Here is a 17,501-nt window from a genome sequence, read left to right on the forward strand (position 1 = left end):
ACGGCCGCCACGGGGGCCGGAATGGCGGCGTCCCCGCCCACGCGCTAGACTTCCTCCCCCGCACCGGGCGCACTCGCGGCCCGGCTCCGCTGAATCCTGGAATCCCCTTGAACGCTGCCGCTACCCGTCCTGACAACAGTCGTGGCGCTCCGAAGCCGCCGCTGCGCGAACACGTCGCCCAGGCCGTACGCCGCTACCTGCGCGACCTGGACGGCTGCGATGCCGACGATGTCTACGAGATCGTGCTGCGCGAGATGGAGATCCCGCTGTTCGTGGAAGTGCTCAACCACTGCGAAGGCAACCAGAGCCGTGCCGCCGCCCTGCTCGGCATCCACCGCGCCACCCTGCGCAAGAAGCTCAAGGAATACGGGCTCACCTGAGGCCCTGCCGGACGGGCCGCCGCAACGCCGCCCGCAGAGCCCGGCCCCGCCGCGCTGGAGCACTCACGGCATCCTCTCCACCGCCTATCCGGCGCCGCACGCTCCCTGTGGAGCGCAGCCCCGCTGCGCTGGCCCCCTTCGCGCTCCGCCCGGCCCACCCCGCTTGGCGCAGGCCTTCCGCGGCGCATGCAGGGCACCCTGCGCGTCCGCCGCGGCCACGGATGCGGCGGCGCGGCTACAATACCGCCCCGTTTCCGCTTCCCTCGCCTTCCATGTCCGCTGACCTGCTGCCCGTACGCCGCGCCCTGCTGTCCGTTTCCGACAAGACCGGCCTGATCGACCTGGCCCGTGCGCTGGCCGCGCGCGGCATCGAGCTGCTGTCCACCGGCGGCACCGCCAAGGCGCTCCGCGAGGCCGGCCTGCCGGTCAAGGACGTGTCCGATGCCACCGGCTTCCCGGAGATGATGGACGGCCGCGTCAAGACCCTGCACCCGATGGTGCATGGCGGCCTGCTCGGCCGCGCCGGCACCGACGACGCGGTGATGGCCGAACACGGCATCGCCCCGATCGACCTGCTGGTGCTGAACCTGTACCCGTTCGAATCGGTCACCGCCAGGGCCGACTGCAGCCTGGCCGACGCGGTGGAGAACATCGACATCGGCGGCCCGGCGATGCTGCGCAGCGCCGCCAAGAATTTCGCCCGCGTCGCCGTGGCCACCCGCCCGGACCAGTACGACGCACTGCTGGCCGAACTGGCCGCCAACGACGGCCAGCTCTCGGCCGCCAAGCGCTTCGAACTGTCGGTGGCCGCGTTCAACCGCGTCGCCCAGTACGACGCGGCGATCAGCAACTACCTGTCCGCGGTCAGCGACACCGCCGCCGTGGTGCCGGTGCGCGAGGAATACCCGGCGCAGATGAACTCCACCTTCGTGAAGGTGATGGACCTGCGCTACGGCGAGAACCCGCACCAGAGCGGCGTGTTCTACCGCGACCTGTACCCGGTGCCGGGCACCCTGGCCACCTTCGTGCAGCTGCAGGGCAAGGAGCTGAGCTACAACAACCTGGCCGACGCCGACGCCGCCTGGGAATGCGTACGCCAGTTCGAGGTACCGGCCTGCGTCATCGTCAAGCACGCCAACCCCTGTGGCGTGGCCGTGGCCGCCGATGTCGGCGCCGCCTACGAGATGGCCTACACCACCGACCCGACCAGCGCGTTCGGCGGCATCCTCGCCTTCAACCGCACGCTGGACGCGGCCACCGCCCGGGCCATCCTCGACCGCCAGTTCGTCGAAGTGCTGATCGCCCCGGACTACGAACCGGCCGCGCTGGAGTACGCGACCAAGAAGGCCAACGTGCGCGTGCTGCGCATCCCCGCCGGCGACGCGCGCAACAACTACGACACCAAGCGGATTGGTTCCGGCCTGCTGATCCAGAGCGCCGACAACCGTGGCATGACCGCCGACGAGCTGAAGACGGTGACCCGGCGCGCGCCGACCGCGGCCGAGCAGCGCGACCTGCTGTTCGCCTGGCGCGTGGCCAAGTACGTCAAGTCCAACGCGATCGTCTACGCCAAGGACGAGCGTACCGTCGGCGTCGGCGCCGGGCAGATGAGCCGCGTGTACTCGGCCCGCATCGCCGGCATCAAGGCCACCGACGCGGGCCTGGTGGTGCCGGGCTCGGTGATGGCATCCGATGCCTTCTTCCCGTTCCGCGACGGCCTGGACGCCGCCGCCGACGCCGGCATCACCGCGGTGATCCAGCCGGGCGGTTCGATGCGCGATGCCGAGGTGATCGCGGCCGCGGACGAACACGGCATCGCCATGGTGTTCACCGGCGTGCGCCACTTCCGCCACTGAGCGCGGCGCGTCCGGCGACTGCCGGCACGCGCGCTGCCGCCGGAAACGGCCGCCTAGGGCGGCCGTTTCCTTTTCCCGCGTCGAACGCCGGGCGCCTCAGAACTGGTAGCTGATATCGGCGAACACGCTGCGGCCGATGCCCAGCTGGGCGCTGTTGGCCGGGCGCCCCGGGGTCACCACCGACTGGTCGAACACGTTGCGCACGCCACCGCTGATGCGCAGCGCCTCGTCCGCGGCCGGACGCCAGGACACGAACGCATCGTGGGTCTTGAAGCTGCGGTCGATCAACGGCTGTCCCGCGGCGTTGGCCGGCGGGTTGTTGGGGGCCGCGAAGTACCAGTTCATGCGCCAGCCCAGGTCCACGCCGATCGGGGCGATGTGGTAGCCCGCGCTCAGCAGCAGCTTGTCGGCGAAGGCGTGCGGCACGTCCAGGCGGGTATGCGCATCGCGCACCCGCAGGCGCGAATACACCAGCTCGCCGTTCCAGTCGCCCTGGCGCAGGCTGCCCTCCACCTCCACGCCGCGGCGTTCCACCGCATCCAGGTTCCGGTACTGGTTCAGGCGTCCGCGCAGGGTCCCGCCGGGACCGGTATCGCCCGGCACCGACGGCCGCGGGTCGATGTCCACCAGGCTGATGAAGTCGCTGAAATCCCCCTTGAAGGCATTGACCTTGAACAGCAGCGCGTCCAGCCCCGTGGCCTGGCTGAGGTCCAGCGCGAAACCGGCCTCCCACTCCTTGCCGGTCTCGGCCTTGAGCCCCAGGTTCGGCACCCAGAACGTCCACGGATTGCCGGCACCGGTGGCGTACAGCTCGAACGCGGACGGCGCACGGAAGACTTCCGAGTAGTTGGCGAACAGCCGCAGCACCCCGGTGGCCTGCCAGCCCAGTCCCAGCCGCGGCGACCAGCGCTGGCTGCGGTAGGTCTCGGTCGACTCCTGCGGCAGCGGGTTGCTCAGCCGCCCGGCCTCGCGCTCGAAGCGGTCATAGCGCGCCGCCAGCAGCAGGTCCCATTGCGAGCGCCGGCCGAAGCTCAGGTTGTCCTGCAGGTACAGGCCGTAGTCGCGCGCCTCGGCCGCGGCCAGCAGCGCGTATGCGCGGGTGTACTTGTCGAACTGGTCCTCCTTGCGCCAGGTCAGGTCGACGCCGGCCTGCAGCACGTGGTGCACCGCGCCGGTGTCGAACGTGGCGATGTTCTGCGCGTTGATCCCGCCGTAGCGGTTGCGGTCGATCAGCCCGGTGTACTCGTCCGGCTGCCCGATCAGCTGCAGGTCGTGGACCTTGCGGTCGTACTCGGTGCGGTTGTGGAACGCATCGACCGCCAGCCGCACCCACGGGCTGGCCGGATCGTAGGTCCAGCTGGCGGTGATGTCGTCCTGGGTGTGCACGCCGGTGATAACCGTATCGGCCCACTCGCTGAGGTGCCACAGCGTGTTCCAGGGGTTCTGCACATGCTGGCGGCTGCGCTGCAGCTTGAGGTGCAGCTCGTGCGCCGGCGCCGGCGCATAGCGCAGCTTGAGCATGCCGTCGCGCTTGCTGCTGTCGTTCTCCACCACCTGGCCGCCGGCCAGCTTGTGGTCCCCGGCCTCGGTGAAGCCGAGGCTGAGCAGGTAGTCGAAATCGCGCGTGGCGTTGGTGCCGAACAGCTGTGCCGAACCATGCTGGCGGTTGTTGTGGTTCCAGCCAAGGCGCACCCGCGCGCCGAAGCGTTCCGCGCCGCGCAGCAGGTCGCGCGCGTCCTTGGTGCGCATCTCGACCACGCCGCCGAAGGCGCCGCCGCCATGCACCACGCTGGAGGACCCCCGCACCACCTCGACCTCGCGCAGCAGGTCCGGGTCGACCGAGAACGTGCTGATCTGGTTGGCGAAGTTGAAGGAACGGCGGGCGCCGTCGACCTTGACGATGATGCGGTCGTCGTCGGCGAAGCCGAAACCACGCAGCGTGAAGTTGCGGCCGATGTCGCGGCCCAGGTCGTAGTCCAGGTTGAACCCCGGGACCAGGTTCAGCAGGTCGACCATGCTGCCGACCTGCTCGCGCTCGATGACCTCGGTGGACAGCACGCTCACCGCGCCGGGATAGGACAGCGCATCGCCCTTGATGCGGCGCGCGGTGACCGTGACCTGTTCGAGATTGGCGGCGCGCGGGTGCCGGTCGCCGTCATCGGGATCGCCGGCCGCGCCGACGGCTGCTGCGTCGCTGCCGCCGTCGGCGGCCTGGGCGGCACTGGCCAACCCCAGCGCGATGCCGAGGGTCAAACGGGAAAACAGGGGGGATAGGTGCATGGAATCTCTCGCTCTGGCCTGAAGGAAAAAGGGCTGGCGAGAAACGTCCGCGGATGTGCGGACCGGCTGGCTCTGGAAACGCGGGCGGAGATTAGCAGCGGACCGTAAGGGCAACAAGTAAATCCTTCCGACACCCGCTAGAATCGCCCGTCCCTTCCGATGGATTCCCCAGGCGCCATGCACAGACGGCCCGGCGACGGCGAGCGCGCACCGGCGAAAGCGTCCCTGCGCGGGCGGTGCACGGCCGCTTCCGGCGCGGTGCGTGGCGGCCTGCCGCTGCTGGCGATGCTGCTGGCCGGCTGCGCCGGCGACGCCCCGGACGCCGCGCGCCAGGCGGCGGTGGCCGCACTGGGCGACACGCTGCCCATGCCCTACCGCGACGGACTGGTGGTGGAATCGGCGCGCAGCGAGGGCCGCGACGTGGTGCTGTCGATCCGCTTCCCCGAAGCGACGGTGGCCATGGCCGAGGCCAAGCCGATGCTGTTCCAGGCGTTGCGCGAGGACGAGCAGGCCGCCATGCGCGAACTGTGCGGCCTGGCGGTGCTGGAACCGGTGCTGGCCACCGGCGGCGGCGTGCGCCGGCGCTTCATCGACGCCGACGGCGCGCCGTTCTTCGAGACCCGGCTGGCGCCGGACGACTGCCTTTCTTCTCCACGCTCTTCTCAGGACCCGTCCCCATGAAAATCCTCGTCATCGGCTCCGGCGGCCGCGAACATGCCCTGGCCTGGAAGCTGGCGCAGTCCGCGCGCGTGAGCGAAGTGATCGTCGCCCCGGGCAATGCCGGCACCGCCACCGAAGGCAAGTGCCGCAACGTCGCGGTCAAGGTCACCGACATCGCCGGGCTGCTCGCGCTGGCCCGGGACGAGGCTGTCGGGCTGACCGTGGTCGGTCCGGAAGTGCCGCTGGTGGCCGGCGTGGTCGACACCTTCCGCGATGCCGGCCTGCGCATCTTCGGGCCGACCGCCGCCGCCGCGCAGCTGGAGGGCAGCAAGGCCTACGCCAAGGACTTCCTGGCCCGGCACGGCATTCCCACGGCGTTCTACGCCGTGCACACCGAGGTGGCGCCGGCCCTGGCCTACCTGCGCGAGAAGGGCACGCCCATCGTGGTCAAGGCCGACGGCCTGGCCGCCGGCAAGGGCGTGATCGTGGCGATGACGCTGGACGAAGCCGAGGCCGCGGTGCGCGACATGCTCGGCGGCAACGCCTTCGGCGATGCCGGCGCGCGGGTGGTGATCGAGGAGTTCCTCGACGGCGAGGAAGCCAGCTTCATCGCCATGGTCGACGGCCGCACCGCCCTGCCGATGGCCACCAGCCAGGACCACAAGCGCGTGGGCGACGGCGACACCGGGCCGAACACCGGCGGCATGGGCGCCTATTCGCCGGCGCCGGTGGTCACCCCCGAGGTGCATGCGCGCGTCATGCGCGAGGTGATCGAGCCCACCGTCGCCGGCATGGTCGCCGACGGCGTGCCGTTCACCGGCTTCCTCTACGCGGGCCTGATGATCGACACCGACGGCGCGCCGAAGGTGATCGAGTTCAACGTGCGCTTCGGCGACCCGGAGACCCAGCCGGTGATGCTGCGCCTGCAGTCGGACCTGGTGGACCTGGTCGAGGCCGCGCTCGACGGCGCGCTGGCCGGGGTACAGGCGCAGTGGGATCCACGCCCGTCGCTGGGCGTGGTGATGGCGGCCAAGCCGTACCCGGAAACGCCGGTCACCGGCGACGTCATCAGCGGCCTGGCCGACGTGCCCGGCAGCGCCCAGGTGTTCCATGCCGGTACCGCGCTGGATGCCGACGGCAACGTGGTCAGCGCCGGTGGCCGCGTGCTGTGCGTGGCCGCGCTGGGCGACAGCGTGTCCGATGCCCAGCAGCAGGCCTATGCGGGCGTTGCGAAGATCCACTGGACCAGCGAGTTCCACCGCAACGACATCGGCTGGCGCGCGATCGCACGCGAGCAGCGGTAAGCCCTCGGTGTGACGGAAGGCGGGAAGGGCGGCCTTAAGACCGCCCTTTTGTTGCATGCCTTTGCCGGCGGGATGCACCACCGCACCCGGGCGAGGAGCACTCAACGCCGGGCTGCCCCTGCCGCTCGGCCCTCGCCCCCTCAGCGGTGCACGCTGCCGATGCTCGCCGCGGGATAGCGCGCACCGGCGGCCACGTCCACCGGGAACACCGCGTCGATGCGGGTCCGTTCGTCGGCATCCAGCTCCACGTCGAGCGCGCCCAGGTTTTCCTCCAGGTAGGCCAGGCGCTTGGTGCCCGGGATCGGCACCATCTCTTCGCCCTGCGCCAGCACCCAGGCCAGCGCCAGTTGTCCCGGACGCACGCCCTTGGCGGCGGCGATCGCGTTGACCTGTTCCACCAGCGCCAGGTTGCGGGCGAAGTTCCCGCCCTGGAAGCGCGGCGAATGGCGCCGGTAATCCCCGTCCTCGAAATCCTCGGGGCTGCGGATCGCACCGGTCAGGAAGCCACGGCCCAGCGGCGAGTACGGCACGAAGCCGATGCCCAGTTCGCGCACCGTGGACAACACGCCGTTGTGCTCCGGCTCGCGCGACCACAGCGAGTACTCGGTCTGCAGCGCGGTGATCGGGTGCACCGCATGCGCGCGGCGGATTGTGTCCGGCGCCGCCTCGGACAGGCCCAGGTAGCGCACCTTGCCCTGCTCGACCAGCCGCGCCATGGCCCCGACCGTCTCTTCGATCGGCACGTCCGGGTCCACGCGGTGCTGGTAGTACAGGTCGATATGCTCCACGCCCAACCGCCGCAGGCTGGCCTCGCAGGCGGCCTGCACATAGGCCGGACGGCCATCGACACCGCGCGCCTGCGGGTCGCCCGGATCCAGGCGGATGCCGAACTTGGTGGCCAGGACCACCTGCGCCCGCCGCCCGGCGATGGCGCGTCCGACCAGCTCTTCATTGGTATGCGGGCCATACATGTCGGCGGTGTCGAGCAGGGTGACGCCCCGCTCCAGCGCGCGATGGACCACCGCGATGGCGTCGGCCTCTTCACCACGGCCGCCATAGAACGCGCTCATGCCCATGCAGCCCAGGCCAAGGGCGGAGACCGTCGGGCCGTGACGGCCCAGGGTACGGGTTTTCATGGAATCTCCTCGAGGGGGGAAAGAGACAGGGTGGCCGCGACCGCGTCGGCCGGGGCCACGCCCAGCCGTCGCTGCCGTGCGGCGCCGAGGTACAGGCCGTCGCTGCCGGCGGCGGCACCCCGCAGGCGCCCGGCAGCGATCACCGTGACACCGTCGGTGCCGGCCAGCCGCAACGCGCCCGCCAGCCCGTACCGGACATGGCGCAGCCCCGCGGCGGGGAAAGGACGGCGGCGCATCGGGACATCTCCTGTGGGGCACTTGCCGGACGCGGCCATTCTGCGGCTGGCGCCAGCATCTATAAATCCGCAGAATCGGGATGATTCTTTAAGCAGGACTAATCAATGGCGTCCCATCCCCTGCCCGCCATCGCCGCATTCGCCCGGGTCGCCCACCACGGCAGCTTCACCCGCGCGGCGGCCGAGCTGGACGTGTCGCCTTCGGCGCTGTCGCAATCGATCCGCGCCCTGGAGAAGCGCCTGGGCGTGCGCCTGCTCAACCGCACCACGCGGCGGGTGGCGCTGAGCGAGCACGGGGCGCGTTTCCTGGACCAGGTACTCCCGGGCCTGGAGCGGATCGACGCGGCCTTCGACGATCTCGACGCGCTGCGTGGGGTGCCCAGCGGCCGCCTGCGCATCAACCTGGCACGGGTGGTGGCGCTGCGCACCGTGCTGCCGCGGCTGGCCGACTTCCAGGCGCGTTATCCGCAGATCACCCTGGAGCTGTACGCCGACGACGCCCTGTCCGACCTGGTGGCCGGCGGGTTCGATGCCGGCATCCGCCTCGGCGAGTGTCTGGCGCGGGAAATGGTCGCGCTGCCGGTGAGCCCGCCGCAGGAACTGGCGGTGGTGGCGTCGCCGGCCTGGCTGGCGCGCCACCGCGCGCCACGCACGCCACAGGAGCTGATCGGGCTGGAGTGCGTGCGCTTCCGGCGCATGGGCACCGGCCGCCTGCACCCCTGGGAATTCACCCAGGCGGGCCGCGACATCGAGGTCGACGTCGGCGGCCGGCTGATCGTCAACGACGGTGAGCTGGCACGGCATGCGGCGCTGGCCGGCATCGGCCTGGCCCAGCCGCTGCTGGCCGAAGTCGAGGCGGACATCGCCCGCGGCGACCTGGTACGCCTGCTCACCGACTACACGCCGCCCTTCGACGGCCTCTACATCTACTACCCCGCCCGCGAACAGCTGGCGCCGAAGCTGCGGGTGTTCGTCGATTTCCTGCGCGAAGGCCCGGGCTGAGCGGCGCCGCGCACACGGGGGCGCCGCCCTAGGGATCGAACCCCAGCAGCAGCGGATCGTGGTCCGAGCTGCGCCAAGGGCCAGGCAGGTTGCGGCCCTGGTAGCCCGCCGCATCGGCTTCGTCGGCGTTGATGTGCCACTCCGCCGCACCGCGCAGCCGCGCCGCCATGCCGGGATTGAGCAGCGCATGGTCGAGCCGCCCGCTGAGCCCGTTGTAGACGTAGCTGTAGGGATCGGCCACGCCGGCACGCTGGAAGGCGTCCTGCCAGCCCTCCGCGTGCAGCCGGCGGATCGGCGCCTCCATGGCATAGGCGTTGAAATCGCCCAGCAGCACGGTGTCACCGCTGCCGCTGCCGGTCGGATCGCCCTGCAGCCACGTGTGCAGCAGCCGCGCCGAGGCCTCCCGCGTCGCATTCCAGCAGCCCTGGCCATCGCCCTGGTCGGCATCGGCGCCAAGCGCTTCGCTGCAGCCCTTGGACTTGAAGTGGTTGGCCACGACCACGAACGGCCGTCCGTCGGCCCCCTTGCGGAATGCCTGCGCCAGCGGCACGCGGCTGCGCTCGCCGAACGGTTCGCGCTCCAGCACCGCCGGCGCGCCCAGCGGCGTCACCCGCGAAGCGCGGTAGAGGATGCCCACCCGGATCGGATTGTCGCCCGGGCCCCGGCCGGCATCGACGAAGGCCCAGTCGCCGGTGCCCGCATTGAGCGCGCGCACCAGCCCGGCGATCGCCGACGCCGCACCGTAGCCATCGTTCTCCAGCTCCATCAGTGCGGCGACGTCCGCGTCCAGGCCGCGGATGGTGGCGATCAGCTTGGCCTCCTGCGCATGGAACTGCGCGGGAGTGGCCGCGCCACGCGGCGTCGGGAAACCGCCGCCACGGCCGTCGCCATTGAAGTAGTTCTCCAGGTTGAAGGCCGCCACCCGCAGCCCGCCCTCCACCGTCGGCGCGGGCGGGCGCGCCGGGTCCGGCACCGCGAGCGGCGCGGTCACCCACAGCCGAGGGTCCGCGTCGCCCTGTAGGTCGACCACCCCTTCCACCCCCTGGAACACCATGCCGGTGCGCAGCGCGGTCGCCATGTCCTGCCGGGCCGCATCATCGTCCGCGGCTACCGCAACGGTGTCGAGCAGCAGCCTCCGGCGCGCATTGGCCGCGACCAGCGCCGCATGCGCGGCGGTCCCGGCGGCGGCGCGTTCACTGGGCTGCCAGAGGCGGCCGTCGAACGCGACGATCAGCTCGCCATGGCGTGCGAACCGGTGCTGGCCGCTGAGCGTCAGCGGCGCGGCGATGCGTACCCGCATGCCTTCCAACGCCCGCCAGTCGGCAGGCGCCTCTGCCACGACGGTGACCGCCGGCGCGGACCGGGCCTGCACGGCGGTGGCGGTCTCCGCCTTGAGCACCGTCCGCAGCGCGCCGCGCGTGCCGGCCGGCTGCGACTGCAGTGTGCCGGTCACCCGCAGCCATTGCCCGGCCTGAGCCGGGACCGCCGGATCGAGCAGCACCAGCATGCCGTCGGCGGTGGCCGCGTCGCCATCGCCGGCATCCTGGATGAAGACCCCGCCGCCACGGTCGCGCAGGTCGGCGGTGACCATGCCTTCAAGGGTGGCGCGCGCACCCGGGCGCGGCGGCTGCCCGACCTCGCCGTGCAGCTGCCCGATCGCCACCGGCGGCGGTGCGTCGCGCTGCAGGGAATGGGCCGGCGCGGCGACGGCGGCCAGCGCGGCAAGGACCAGGGACAGGACGGATCGACGCATGGAGGGCAGCACCATCGGAAAACGGAAACGGAAACAAAAACGAAAGCGCCGCCGGAAGGCGGCGCTGCGGCTGCGTGTGGACACCGCTTATTTCAGGTTGGCCAGCATCCAGTCCACGGCGGCATGGATCTGCGCCTCGCTGAGGCCGGCATTGCCGCCCTTCGGCGGCATCACCCCGCCATCGGGGCCGGTATAGCCCTCGATGGCGTGCTTGTAGAGGGTATCGGCACCCTGTGCGATGCGCTTGTCCCAGTGCGAGTGGTCCAGGGTCGGCGCCAGGCCGACGCCGGTCAGGTGGCAGGCGGTGCACAGCTTGTCGAAGATCTCGCCGCCGTCCAGGGTGCCCCCGTAGGCGCCGCCCGCGGCCGCGGCCCGCGCCGCCGCCGCGACGGCCGCCGCGGCCTGCGCCGCCGCGCCGGTGCTGCCGGCGTACACCGCGCCGGCCGGCGCGATGCGCTGGTTGGTGCGTTCGACGGCAAGCGGCGACGGTTCGGTGGGAATCGCGCCCTGCAGGAACGCCGCGAAGATGATCAGCCCGATCGTGATGACGGCCAGAAAGGCGATCACGATGGAAAAACGCTTCAGGAACTGAGAGTCATGATTCCGCACGAGTCAATACCCCTGGCAGGTAGTCGGTGGACCACAGCTGTCGGCCAGTATAGACCAGCGTCCGGGGCCGACCGCAACGCATCCGGCCGGCGCCGTGCCTCGGGCCCGGCGGCCTTTTCCTCCGCCACCGGGCGCCCGGCCCCGCGCGCCCGGGCGTCGGCCACTACCGTGCCGCCGGCAACCCGGCGGCACGCAGGCACAGCGCGCAGACCGCCTCCACCAGCTGTTCGCCGTCGCGCAGGCCGTCGCGGCTGGGCGCGGTCGGCCCGACCAGGGCCTCGGTGAACGCACCGACGATGCAGGCCGCGCTGATGTCCAGGTCCTGGGGCGGCAGCTCGCCCGCCGCCACGCCGTCGGCGAGGATGCGCCTGAACACGTCGCCGAACAGGCGCCGGCAGCGGATGCGCTCGGCATCGACCTGGGGATCGACCGGCTCGGCGATGAAGGCATAGGCCAGGCTCGGGCCCGCCAGTGCCCGGCGCACGAACGAGGCCACCGCCCGCTGCAGCCGCTGCGGCGCCGGCAGCGCCTCGTCCGCGATCGCCGACAGGATCTCCAGTTCGTACGCCACCGCCGCGCTGAGCACTTCCACGAACAGCTCCGCCTTGGACTGGAAATGCCGGTAGATCAGCCCGGTGGAGACGCCGGCCTCGGCCGCGACCGCGGTGACCGGCGCATTGCGGTAGCCCCCGCTGGCGATCAGCCGCCGCGCAGCGGACAGGATCGCCGCCCGGTTGCCGGCAAGGCGTTTCTCCATCCGTTCCGAGCGCTGGTAGGCCATGGCGCGATTCTAGGATCAATTATTGAATTTGTGTTCACTTTTTTATCCGGACCCGCTAGGCTGCGCGGAAACGCCCGTGCCGACGGCCATCCGTCCCCCCACCCCGGAGCGCCCCGCCAAGCAGTACTGGAGCCGCCCCCATGCACGTCCCCACCCTGTCCTTCGATCTCGGCGAAGAGATCGACCTGCTGCGCGACAGCGTGGCGCAGTTCGCCGCGGCCCAGATCGCCCCGCTCGCCGGGGAGGCCGACGCCGCCGGCCGCTTTCCCGCCCACCTCTGGCGCCAGCTTGGCGAACAGGGACTGCTGGGCATGACCGTGGAGGACGCCTACGGCGGCACCGGCATGGGCTACCTGGCGCACGTGGTGGCGATGGAGGAGATCTCGCGCGCGTCCGGCGGCATCGGCCTGTCCTACGGCGCGCACTCCAACCTGTGCCTCAACCAGCTGCGCAAGAACGCCAGCGAGGCGCAGAAGCGCGCCTACCTGCCCAGGCTGTGCAGCGGCGAGCACGTCGGCGCGCTGGCGATGAGCGAGCCGGGCGCCGGCTCGGACGTGGTGTCGATGGCGCTGCGGGCCGAGCGCCGCGGCGACCACTACCTGCTCAACGGCAGCAAGATGTGGATCACCAACGGCCCGGATGCCGACGTGCTGGTGGTCTATGCCAAGACCGACCCGCAGGCCGGCGCGCGCGGCATCACCGCGTTCATCGTCGAAAAGGGCATGAAGGGCTTCAGCACCGCGCAGAAGCTGGACAAGCTGGGCATGCGCGCCTCGCCTACCTGCGAGCTGGTGTTCGACGACTGCGAGGTCCCCGCCGGGAACGTGCTGGGCGAGGTCGGTGGTGGCGTGAAGGTGCTCATGTCCGGGCTGGACTACGAGCGCGTGGTGCTCGCCGGCGGCCCGCTCGGGCTGATGGCCGCGGCGCTGGACGTGGTGCTGCCCTACGTGCACGAGCGCCGGCAGTTCGGCGAACCGATCGGCACCTTCCAGCTGATCCAGGCCAAGCTGGCCGACATGTACGTCGGCCTCAACGCCTGCCGCGCGTATGTCTATGCGGTGGCGCGGGCCTGCGACCAGGGCCGCACCACCCGCCAGGACGCGGCCGGGGCGATCCTGTACGCCGCCGAGAAGGCGACCTGGGCGGCCGGCGAGGCCATCCAGATCCTCGGCGGCAACGGCTACATCAACGACTATCCCACCGGCCGCCTGTGGCGCGACGCGAAGCTGTACGAGATCGGCGCGGGCACCTCGGAGATCCGCCGCATGCTGATCGGGCGCGAGCTGTTCCAGCGCACGGCATGATGGAAGCCGCCCTCCGTCCGGCGTGAGCGCGGCGGTCCGCCATCCGCCGCGCTTCCCCTGTCCCCGCGCAGGGGCGGCGCGCGGCGCAGGGAAGGGACAGAACGTACGGGATGCCCCGCGTGGATCTTCCCGAGGCGTCGCCCGCTCCTCACCCGCCCTTCGGGGCAGCCTCTCCCAGGGGGAGAAGGAAACCGCAGGACATCTGCCATGACCGTACTGAAAACCCGGCTGCAACCCGGCAGCGAGACGTTCGAAGCCAACCGCGCGGCGATGCAGGCCGTGGTCGACGACCTGCACGCCACACTGGAACGCACCGCACGCGGCGGCAGCGAGGGGGCCCGCGCCAAGCACACCGCACGCGGCAAACTGCTGGTGCGCGAGCGGATCGACGCGCTGCTCGATCCGGGCAGCCCGTTCCTGGAGATCGCGCCGCTGGCCGCGCATGGCATGTATGACGACCCGGTGCCCTGTGCGGGGCTCGTCGCCGGCATCGGCCGCGTGTCCGGCGTGGAATGCCTGATCGTCGCCAACGACGCCACCGTCAAGGGCGGCACCTATTACCCGGTCACGGTGAAGAAGCACCTGCGCGCGCAGGAAATCGCGCAGCAGAACCGCCTGCCCTGCCTCTACCTGGTCGATTCCGGCGGCGCCTTCCTGCCGCTGCAGGACGAGGTATTCCCGGACCGCGACCACTTCGGGCGCATCTTCTACAACCAGGCCAACCTGTCCGCGCAGGGCATCCCGCAGATCGCCTGCGTGATGGGCAGCTGCACCGCCGGCGGCGCCTACGTGCCGGCGATGAGCGACGAGACGGTGATCGTCAAGGAGCAGGGCACGATCTTCCTCGGCGGCCCGCCACTGGTGAAGGCCGCCACCGGCGAGGTGGTCAGCGCCGAGGAACTGGGAGGCGCCGACGTGCACACCCGCATCTCCGGGGTCGCCGACCACATGGCCGACAACGACCTGCAGGCGCTGGCGCGGGTGCGTGCGATCGTCGCCAGCCTCAACCGGCGCCCGCCCGCACCCGGCGTGGCGCTGCTGCCCGGCGAGGAACCGCTGTTCGACGCACGCGATCTGTACGGGGTGATCCCCGCCGACACCCGCAAGCCCTACGACGTGCGCGAGGTGATCATGCGCGTGGTCGACGGGTCACGCTTCGACGAGTTCAAGCCGCGCTACGGCAATACGCTGGTCACCGGCTTCGCGCACGTGCACGGGCACCCGGTCGGCATCCTCGCCAACAACGGCATCCTGTTCTCGGAGTCGGCGCTGAAGGGCGCGCACTTCATCGAGCTGTGCTGCCAGCGCGGCATCCCGCTGGTGTTCCTGCAGAACATCACCGGCTTCATGGTCGGCCGCAGGTACGAGCACGGCGGCATCGCCAAGGACGGCGCCAAGCTAGTGATGGCGGTGGCCAACGCGCGGGTGCCCAAGTACACGGTGGTGATCGGGGGTTCCTTCGGCGCCGGCAACTACGGAATGTGCGGGCGGGCGTACTCGCCGCATTTCCTGTGGATGTGGCCGAACGCGCGCATCGGGGTGATGGGCGGCGAGCAGGCCGCCAGCGTGCTGGCCACGGTCAGGCGCGACGGCATCGAGGGCAAGGGCGGGCAGTGGTCGGCGCAGGAGGAGGATGCCTTCAAGCAGCCGATCCGCGACCAGTTCGAGCGGCAGGGCCATCCTTACTACGCCAGCGCGCGGCTGTGGGACGACGGCGTGATCGATCCGGCGGATACCCGCCGGGTGCTCGGGCTGGCGCTGGCTGCCAGCCTCAATGCCCCGGCGCAGGACACGCGGTTCGGCGTGTTCCGGATGTGATGGCCACCGGCATGAGGCATGCCGAACTGGAAGGCCGCGCCTTTGCTTCGGTTCCTGCCGTCGCCTCCGCTTCTCCGGGCTCCCTTCCCCAGCGACGGAGCCGACGGACGAGGCCCGCAGGGCGGGGTGCATCGATGCACGCCGTTTTTCGACACGACAAGGATGCCGTGTCGAACGATCCCGGCGGCGGAGCGGACCCGATGCGCGCCGCGCATCGGACGCGAAGGCAGGGAGTGCTTTCTTTTGGCCACCTTTTCCTTGCACGAGCAAAGAACAGCGGCTCGCCCCCCGACAGGGGAGCGAACGCTTTTCAATCCTTCAAGCTGCCGCCGTGCAGCACGTCATGGACAACGCCATGTTCGACAAGATCCTGATCGCCAACCGCGGCGAGATCGCCTGCCGCGTCATCGCCACCTGCCACCGCCTGGGCATCGCCACGGTGGCGGTGTATTCGGACGCCGACCGCGACGCGCGGCACGTGCGGCTGGCCGACGAGGCCGTCCGCATCGGCCCGGCGCCGGCGGCGGACAGCTACCTGCGCGGCGAGGCCATCCTCGAGGCCGCGCGCCGCACCGGCGCGCAGGCGATCCACCCCGGCTACGGCTTCCTGTCCGAGAACGCCGGTTTCGCGCGGGCCTGCGCCGAGGCCGGCATCGTCTTCATCGGCCCGCCGGCCAGCGCCATCGACGCGATGGGCGACAAGAGCGCGGCCAAGGCGCTGATGCAGCAGGCCGGCGTGCCGCTCACGCCCGGCTACCACGGCGAGCGCCAGGAGCCCGCGTTCCTGCGCGCGCAGGCCGACGCCATCGGCTATCCGGTGCTGATCAAGGCCAGTGCCGGCGGCGGCGGCAAGGGCATGCGCCGGGTCGAGGCCAGCGCGGACTTCGAGGCGGCCCTGGCCAGCTGCCAGCGCGAAGCACAGTCGGCGTTCGGCAACGCGCACGTCCTGGTGGAGAAATACATCGAGCGGCCGCGCCACATCGAGATCCAGGTGTTCGGCGACGGCCACGGCAACATGGTCCACCTGTTCGAACGCGACTGCTCGGTGCAGCGCCGCCACCAGAAGGTGCTGGAAGAGGCCCCCGCGCCCGGCATGAGCGAGGCCCGCCGTGCCGCGATGGGCCAGGCCGCCATCGACGCCGCACGCGCGGTCGGCTACGTCGGTGCGGGCACCGTGGAGTTCATCGCCGCGCCCGGCGGCGAGTTCTGGTTCATGGAAATGAACACCCGCCTGCAGGTCGAGCACCCGGTGACCGAGATGATCACCGGCACCGACCTGGTCGAATGGCAGCTGCGGGTCGCCGCCGGCCAGCCGCTGCCCCGGACCCAGGCGCAGTTGCGCATCCAGGGCCATGCCATCGAAGCGCGGCTGTACGCCGAGGATGCCGATCGGGGGTTCCTGCCCTCCACCGGCCGCCTGCACCATCTGCACCTGCCGGCGGCCGGCGCCCATGTCCGCGTCGATGCCGGGGTCGAGCAGGGCGATGCCATCACCGCCTACTACGACCCGATGATCGCCAAGCTGATCGTCCACGACAGCACCCGGGAACGGGCGCTGCAGCGCCTGCAGCAGGCACTGGGGCACTGCCGGGCGCTCGGCGTGACCACCAATGCCGACTTCCTGCGGCGGCTGGTGATGACCCCCGCCTTCCGCGACGCCGACCTCGATACCGCGCTGATCCAGCGCGAACACGCCGCGCTGGAGGTCGCCCGGCACGCGCCGCACGCCCATGACTGGGCGCTGGCCGCGGTCCTGGCCGCCAGCGCCACCGGCACCGCCGGGCGCGGCGGCTCACCGTGGGCGCTGGCCGACGGCTGGCGCCTGGGGACGGCCGCCCCGCGGCAGGTCACCCTGCAGGCCGGACCGCAGCGGCGCACACTGCCGGTGCACGGTGGCGACGGCCACTGGCAGGTGCGGCTGGAAGACGACACCGTGGTCGTCACCGGAACGGTCGGCATCGATGCCTTCGCACTGCAGGTGGCGGGCGTGCTGCGGCGCGGGCCGTACCTGTACCAGGCCGGCGACCTGCAGCTGCTCGCCGGCGCCTCGGCGCTGCGCCTCACCCTGCACGACCCGGTGGCCGATGCCGCGCAGCCGGGCGACGACGACAGCGGCCTGCTGGCACCGATGCCCGGGCGCGTGGTCGCCCTGCTCGCCGAACCGGGCACGCGGGTCGCACGCGGCACGCCGCTGCTGGTGATCGAGGCGATGAAGATGGAGCACACCCTGCAGGCGCATGCCGACGGCGTGGTCGAGGGCTACCGCGTGCGCAGCGGCGACCAGGTGGAGGACGGCGCGGTGCTGGTGGATTTCCAGGCCGCCGACGCCTGACGGCGGCCGCGCGCGGGCGCCGTCAGCGGCCACCGGCCCTGCCGGACCGG

The 17,501-nt window shown here is 71.4% G+C and carries 14 protein-coding genes; 8 read left to right on the forward strand and 6 right to left on the reverse strand.

Translation table 11 applies throughout. The features are described from left to right. Nucleotides 1–107: 107 nt before the first annotated feature. Nucleotides 108–380 (forward strand): DNA-binding transcriptional regulator Fis, encoded by a 273-nt coding sequence (fis, locus tag K5L01_RS07760; RefSeq protein ID WP_250063582.1) that lies wholly within the window; start codon nt 108–110, stop codon nt 378–380. 272 nt (nt 381–652) lie between these two features. Next, a complete protein-coding gene (purH, locus tag K5L01_RS07765; RefSeq protein WP_250063584.1) occupies nt 653–2,236 on the forward strand; it encodes a bifunctional phosphoribosylaminoimidazolecarboxamide formyltransferase/IMP cyclohydrolase in 1,584 nt (527 codons plus the stop codon). Between the two features lie 96 nt (nt 2,237–2,332). Here purH and K5L01_RS07770 read toward each other — a convergent pair whose 3' ends face one another. After that, entirely contained in the window at nt 2,333–4,516 is a 2,184-nt protein-coding gene (locus tag K5L01_RS07770; RefSeq protein ID WP_250063585.1) for a TonB-dependent receptor domain-containing protein, read from the reverse strand. A gap of 177 nt (nt 4,517–4,693) precedes the next feature. Here K5L01_RS07770 and K5L01_RS07775 point away from each other — a divergent pair, with 177 nt between their 5' ends. Both K5L01_RS07775 and purD read left to right on the forward strand, forming a co-directional pair. Continuing rightward, nucleotides 4,694–5,197 carry a hypothetical protein gene (locus K5L01_RS07775; RefSeq protein ID WP_250063587.1) on the forward strand — a complete coding sequence of 168 codons (504 nt, stop codon included), beginning with the start codon at nt 4,694–4,696 and terminating at the stop codon, nt 5,195–5,197. Continuing rightward, complete coding sequence (gene purD / locus K5L01_RS07780) at nt 5,194–6,480, forward strand: phosphoribosylamine--glycine ligase (protein WP_250063589.1); 1,287 nt, start codon at nt 5,194–5,196, stop codon at nt 6,478–6,480. Before K5L01_RS07775 ends, purD begins: the two co-directional genes overlap by 4 nt. 140 nt (nt 6,481–6,620) lie before the next feature. Here the strand turns inward: purD and K5L01_RS07785 are convergent, their stop codons facing one another. Further along, nucleotides 6,621–7,616 (reverse strand): aldo/keto reductase, encoded by a 996-nt coding sequence (locus K5L01_RS07785; RefSeq protein WP_250063591.1) that lies wholly within the window; start codon nt 7,614–7,616, stop codon nt 6,621–6,623. Further along, on the reverse strand, nt 7,613–7,852 hold the full coding sequence (locus K5L01_RS07790) for a hypothetical protein (RefSeq protein WP_250063593.1): 240 nt from the start codon (nt 7,850–7,852) through the stop codon (nt 7,613–7,615). Before K5L01_RS07790 ends, K5L01_RS07785 begins: the two co-directional genes overlap by 4 nt. A gap of 105 nt (nt 7,853–7,957) precedes the next feature. On the opposite strand from K5L01_RS07790, the gene K5L01_RS07795 reads away from it, so the two are divergent. Then, the gene (locus K5L01_RS07795; protein WP_250063595.1) at nt 7,958–8,854 is read left to right on the forward strand and encodes a LysR family transcriptional regulator; all 897 of its coding nucleotides are present in this window, start codon (nt 7,958–7,960) and stop codon (nt 8,852–8,854) included. Between the two features lie 28 nt (nt 8,855–8,882). Here the strand turns inward: K5L01_RS07795 and K5L01_RS07800 are convergent, their stop codons facing one another. The 3 genes from K5L01_RS07800 to K5L01_RS07810 all read right to left on the reverse strand — a co-directional run bounded on the left by K5L01_RS07800 (nt 8,883) and on the right by K5L01_RS07810 (nt 11,997). Then, nucleotides 8,883–10,607, reverse strand: coding sequence for an ExeM/NucH family extracellular endonuclease (locus K5L01_RS07800; RefSeq protein ID WP_250063597.1), 1,725 nt, complete (start codon nt 10,605–10,607; stop codon nt 8,883–8,885). Between the two features lie 87 nt (nt 10,608–10,694). Next, nucleotides 10,695–11,216, reverse strand: coding sequence for a c-type cytochrome (locus K5L01_RS07805; RefSeq protein ID WP_250063599.1), 522 nt, complete (start codon nt 11,214–11,216; stop codon nt 10,695–10,697). Nucleotides 11,217–11,379: 163 nt separating this feature from the next. Beyond that, nucleotides 11,380–11,997 carry a TetR/AcrR family transcriptional regulator gene (locus tag K5L01_RS07810; RefSeq protein ID WP_250063601.1) on the reverse strand — a complete coding sequence of 206 codons (618 nt, stop codon included), beginning with the start codon at nt 11,995–11,997 and terminating at the stop codon, nt 11,380–11,382. Nucleotides 11,998–12,137: 140 nt separating this feature from the next. Between K5L01_RS07810 and K5L01_RS07815 the strand changes: the two genes are divergently transcribed. The 3 genes from K5L01_RS07815 (at nt 12,138) to K5L01_RS07825 (ending at nt 17,451) form a co-directional block, all read left to right on the forward strand. Continuing rightward, the gene (locus K5L01_RS07815; RefSeq protein WP_250063603.1) at nt 12,138–13,301 is read left to right on the forward strand and encodes an isovaleryl-CoA dehydrogenase; all 1,164 of its coding nucleotides are present in this window, start codon (nt 12,138–12,140) and stop codon (nt 13,299–13,301) included. A 207-nt stretch (nt 13,302–13,508) separates the two neighbouring features. Beyond that, the gene (locus K5L01_RS07820; RefSeq protein ID WP_250063605.1) at nt 13,509–15,119 is read left to right on the forward strand and encodes a carboxyl transferase domain-containing protein; all 1,611 of its coding nucleotides are present in this window, start codon (nt 13,509–13,511) and stop codon (nt 15,117–15,119) included. A gap of 355 nt (nt 15,120–15,474) precedes the next feature. Next, nucleotides 15,475–17,451: an acetyl-CoA carboxylase biotin carboxylase subunit gene (locus K5L01_RS07825; protein ID WP_250063607.1), complete on the forward strand. Its 1,977-nt coding sequence runs from the start codon at nt 15,475–15,477 to the stop codon at nt 17,449–17,451. Nucleotides 17,452–17,501 lie beyond the last annotated feature (50 nt).

It is taken from the genome of Stenotrophomonas mori (assembly GCF_023556335.1).
GTDB lineage: Bacteria > Pseudomonadota > Gammaproteobacteria > Xanthomonadales > Xanthomonadaceae > Stenotrophomonas > Stenotrophomonas mori.

What these genes read in the sequence shown, in the direction of transcription:
- purH (WP_250063584.1), top strand. Translation starts at nt 653, where the DNA reads ATGTCCGCTGACCTGCTGCCCGTACGCCGCGCCCTGCTGTCCGTTTCC.
- K5L01_RS07770 (WP_250063585.1), bottom strand. Translation starts at nt 4,516, where the DNA reads ATGCACCTATCCCCCCTGTTTTCCCGTTTGACCCTCGGCATCGCGCTG.
- K5L01_RS07775 (WP_250063587.1), top strand. Translation starts at nt 4,694, where the DNA reads ATGCACAGACGGCCCGGCGACGGCGAGCGCGCACCGGCGAAAGCGTCC.
- purD (WP_250063589.1), top strand. Translation starts at nt 5,194, where the DNA reads ATGAAAATCCTCGTCATCGGCTCCGGCGGCCGCGAACATGCCCTGGCC.
- K5L01_RS07785 (WP_250063591.1), bottom strand. Translation starts at nt 7,616, where the DNA reads ATGAAAACCCGTACCCTGGGCCGTCACGGCCCGACGGTCTCCGCCCTT.
- K5L01_RS07790 (WP_250063593.1), bottom strand. Translation starts at nt 7,852, where the DNA reads ATGCGCCGCCGTCCTTTCCCCGCCGCGGGGCTGCGCCATGTCCGGTAC.
- K5L01_RS07795 (WP_250063595.1), top strand. Translation starts at nt 7,958, where the DNA reads ATGGCGTCCCATCCCCTGCCCGCCATCGCCGCATTCGCCCGGGTCGCC.
- K5L01_RS07800 (WP_250063597.1), bottom strand. Translation starts at nt 10,607, where the DNA reads ATGCGTCGATCCGTCCTGTCCCTGGTCCTTGCCGCGCTGGCCGCCGTC.
- K5L01_RS07810 (WP_250063601.1), bottom strand. Translation starts at nt 11,997, where the DNA reads ATGGCCTACCAGCGCTCGGAACGGATGGAGAAACGCCTTGCCGGCAAC.
- K5L01_RS07815 (WP_250063603.1), top strand. Translation starts at nt 12,138, where the DNA reads ATGCACGTCCCCACCCTGTCCTTCGATCTCGGCGAAGAGATCGACCTG.
- K5L01_RS07820 (WP_250063605.1), top strand. Translation starts at nt 13,509, where the DNA reads ATGACCGTACTGAAAACCCGGCTGCAACCCGGCAGCGAGACGTTCGAA.
- K5L01_RS07825 (WP_250063607.1), top strand. Translation starts at nt 15,475, where the DNA reads ATGTTCGACAAGATCCTGATCGCCAACCGCGGCGAGATCGCCTGCCGC.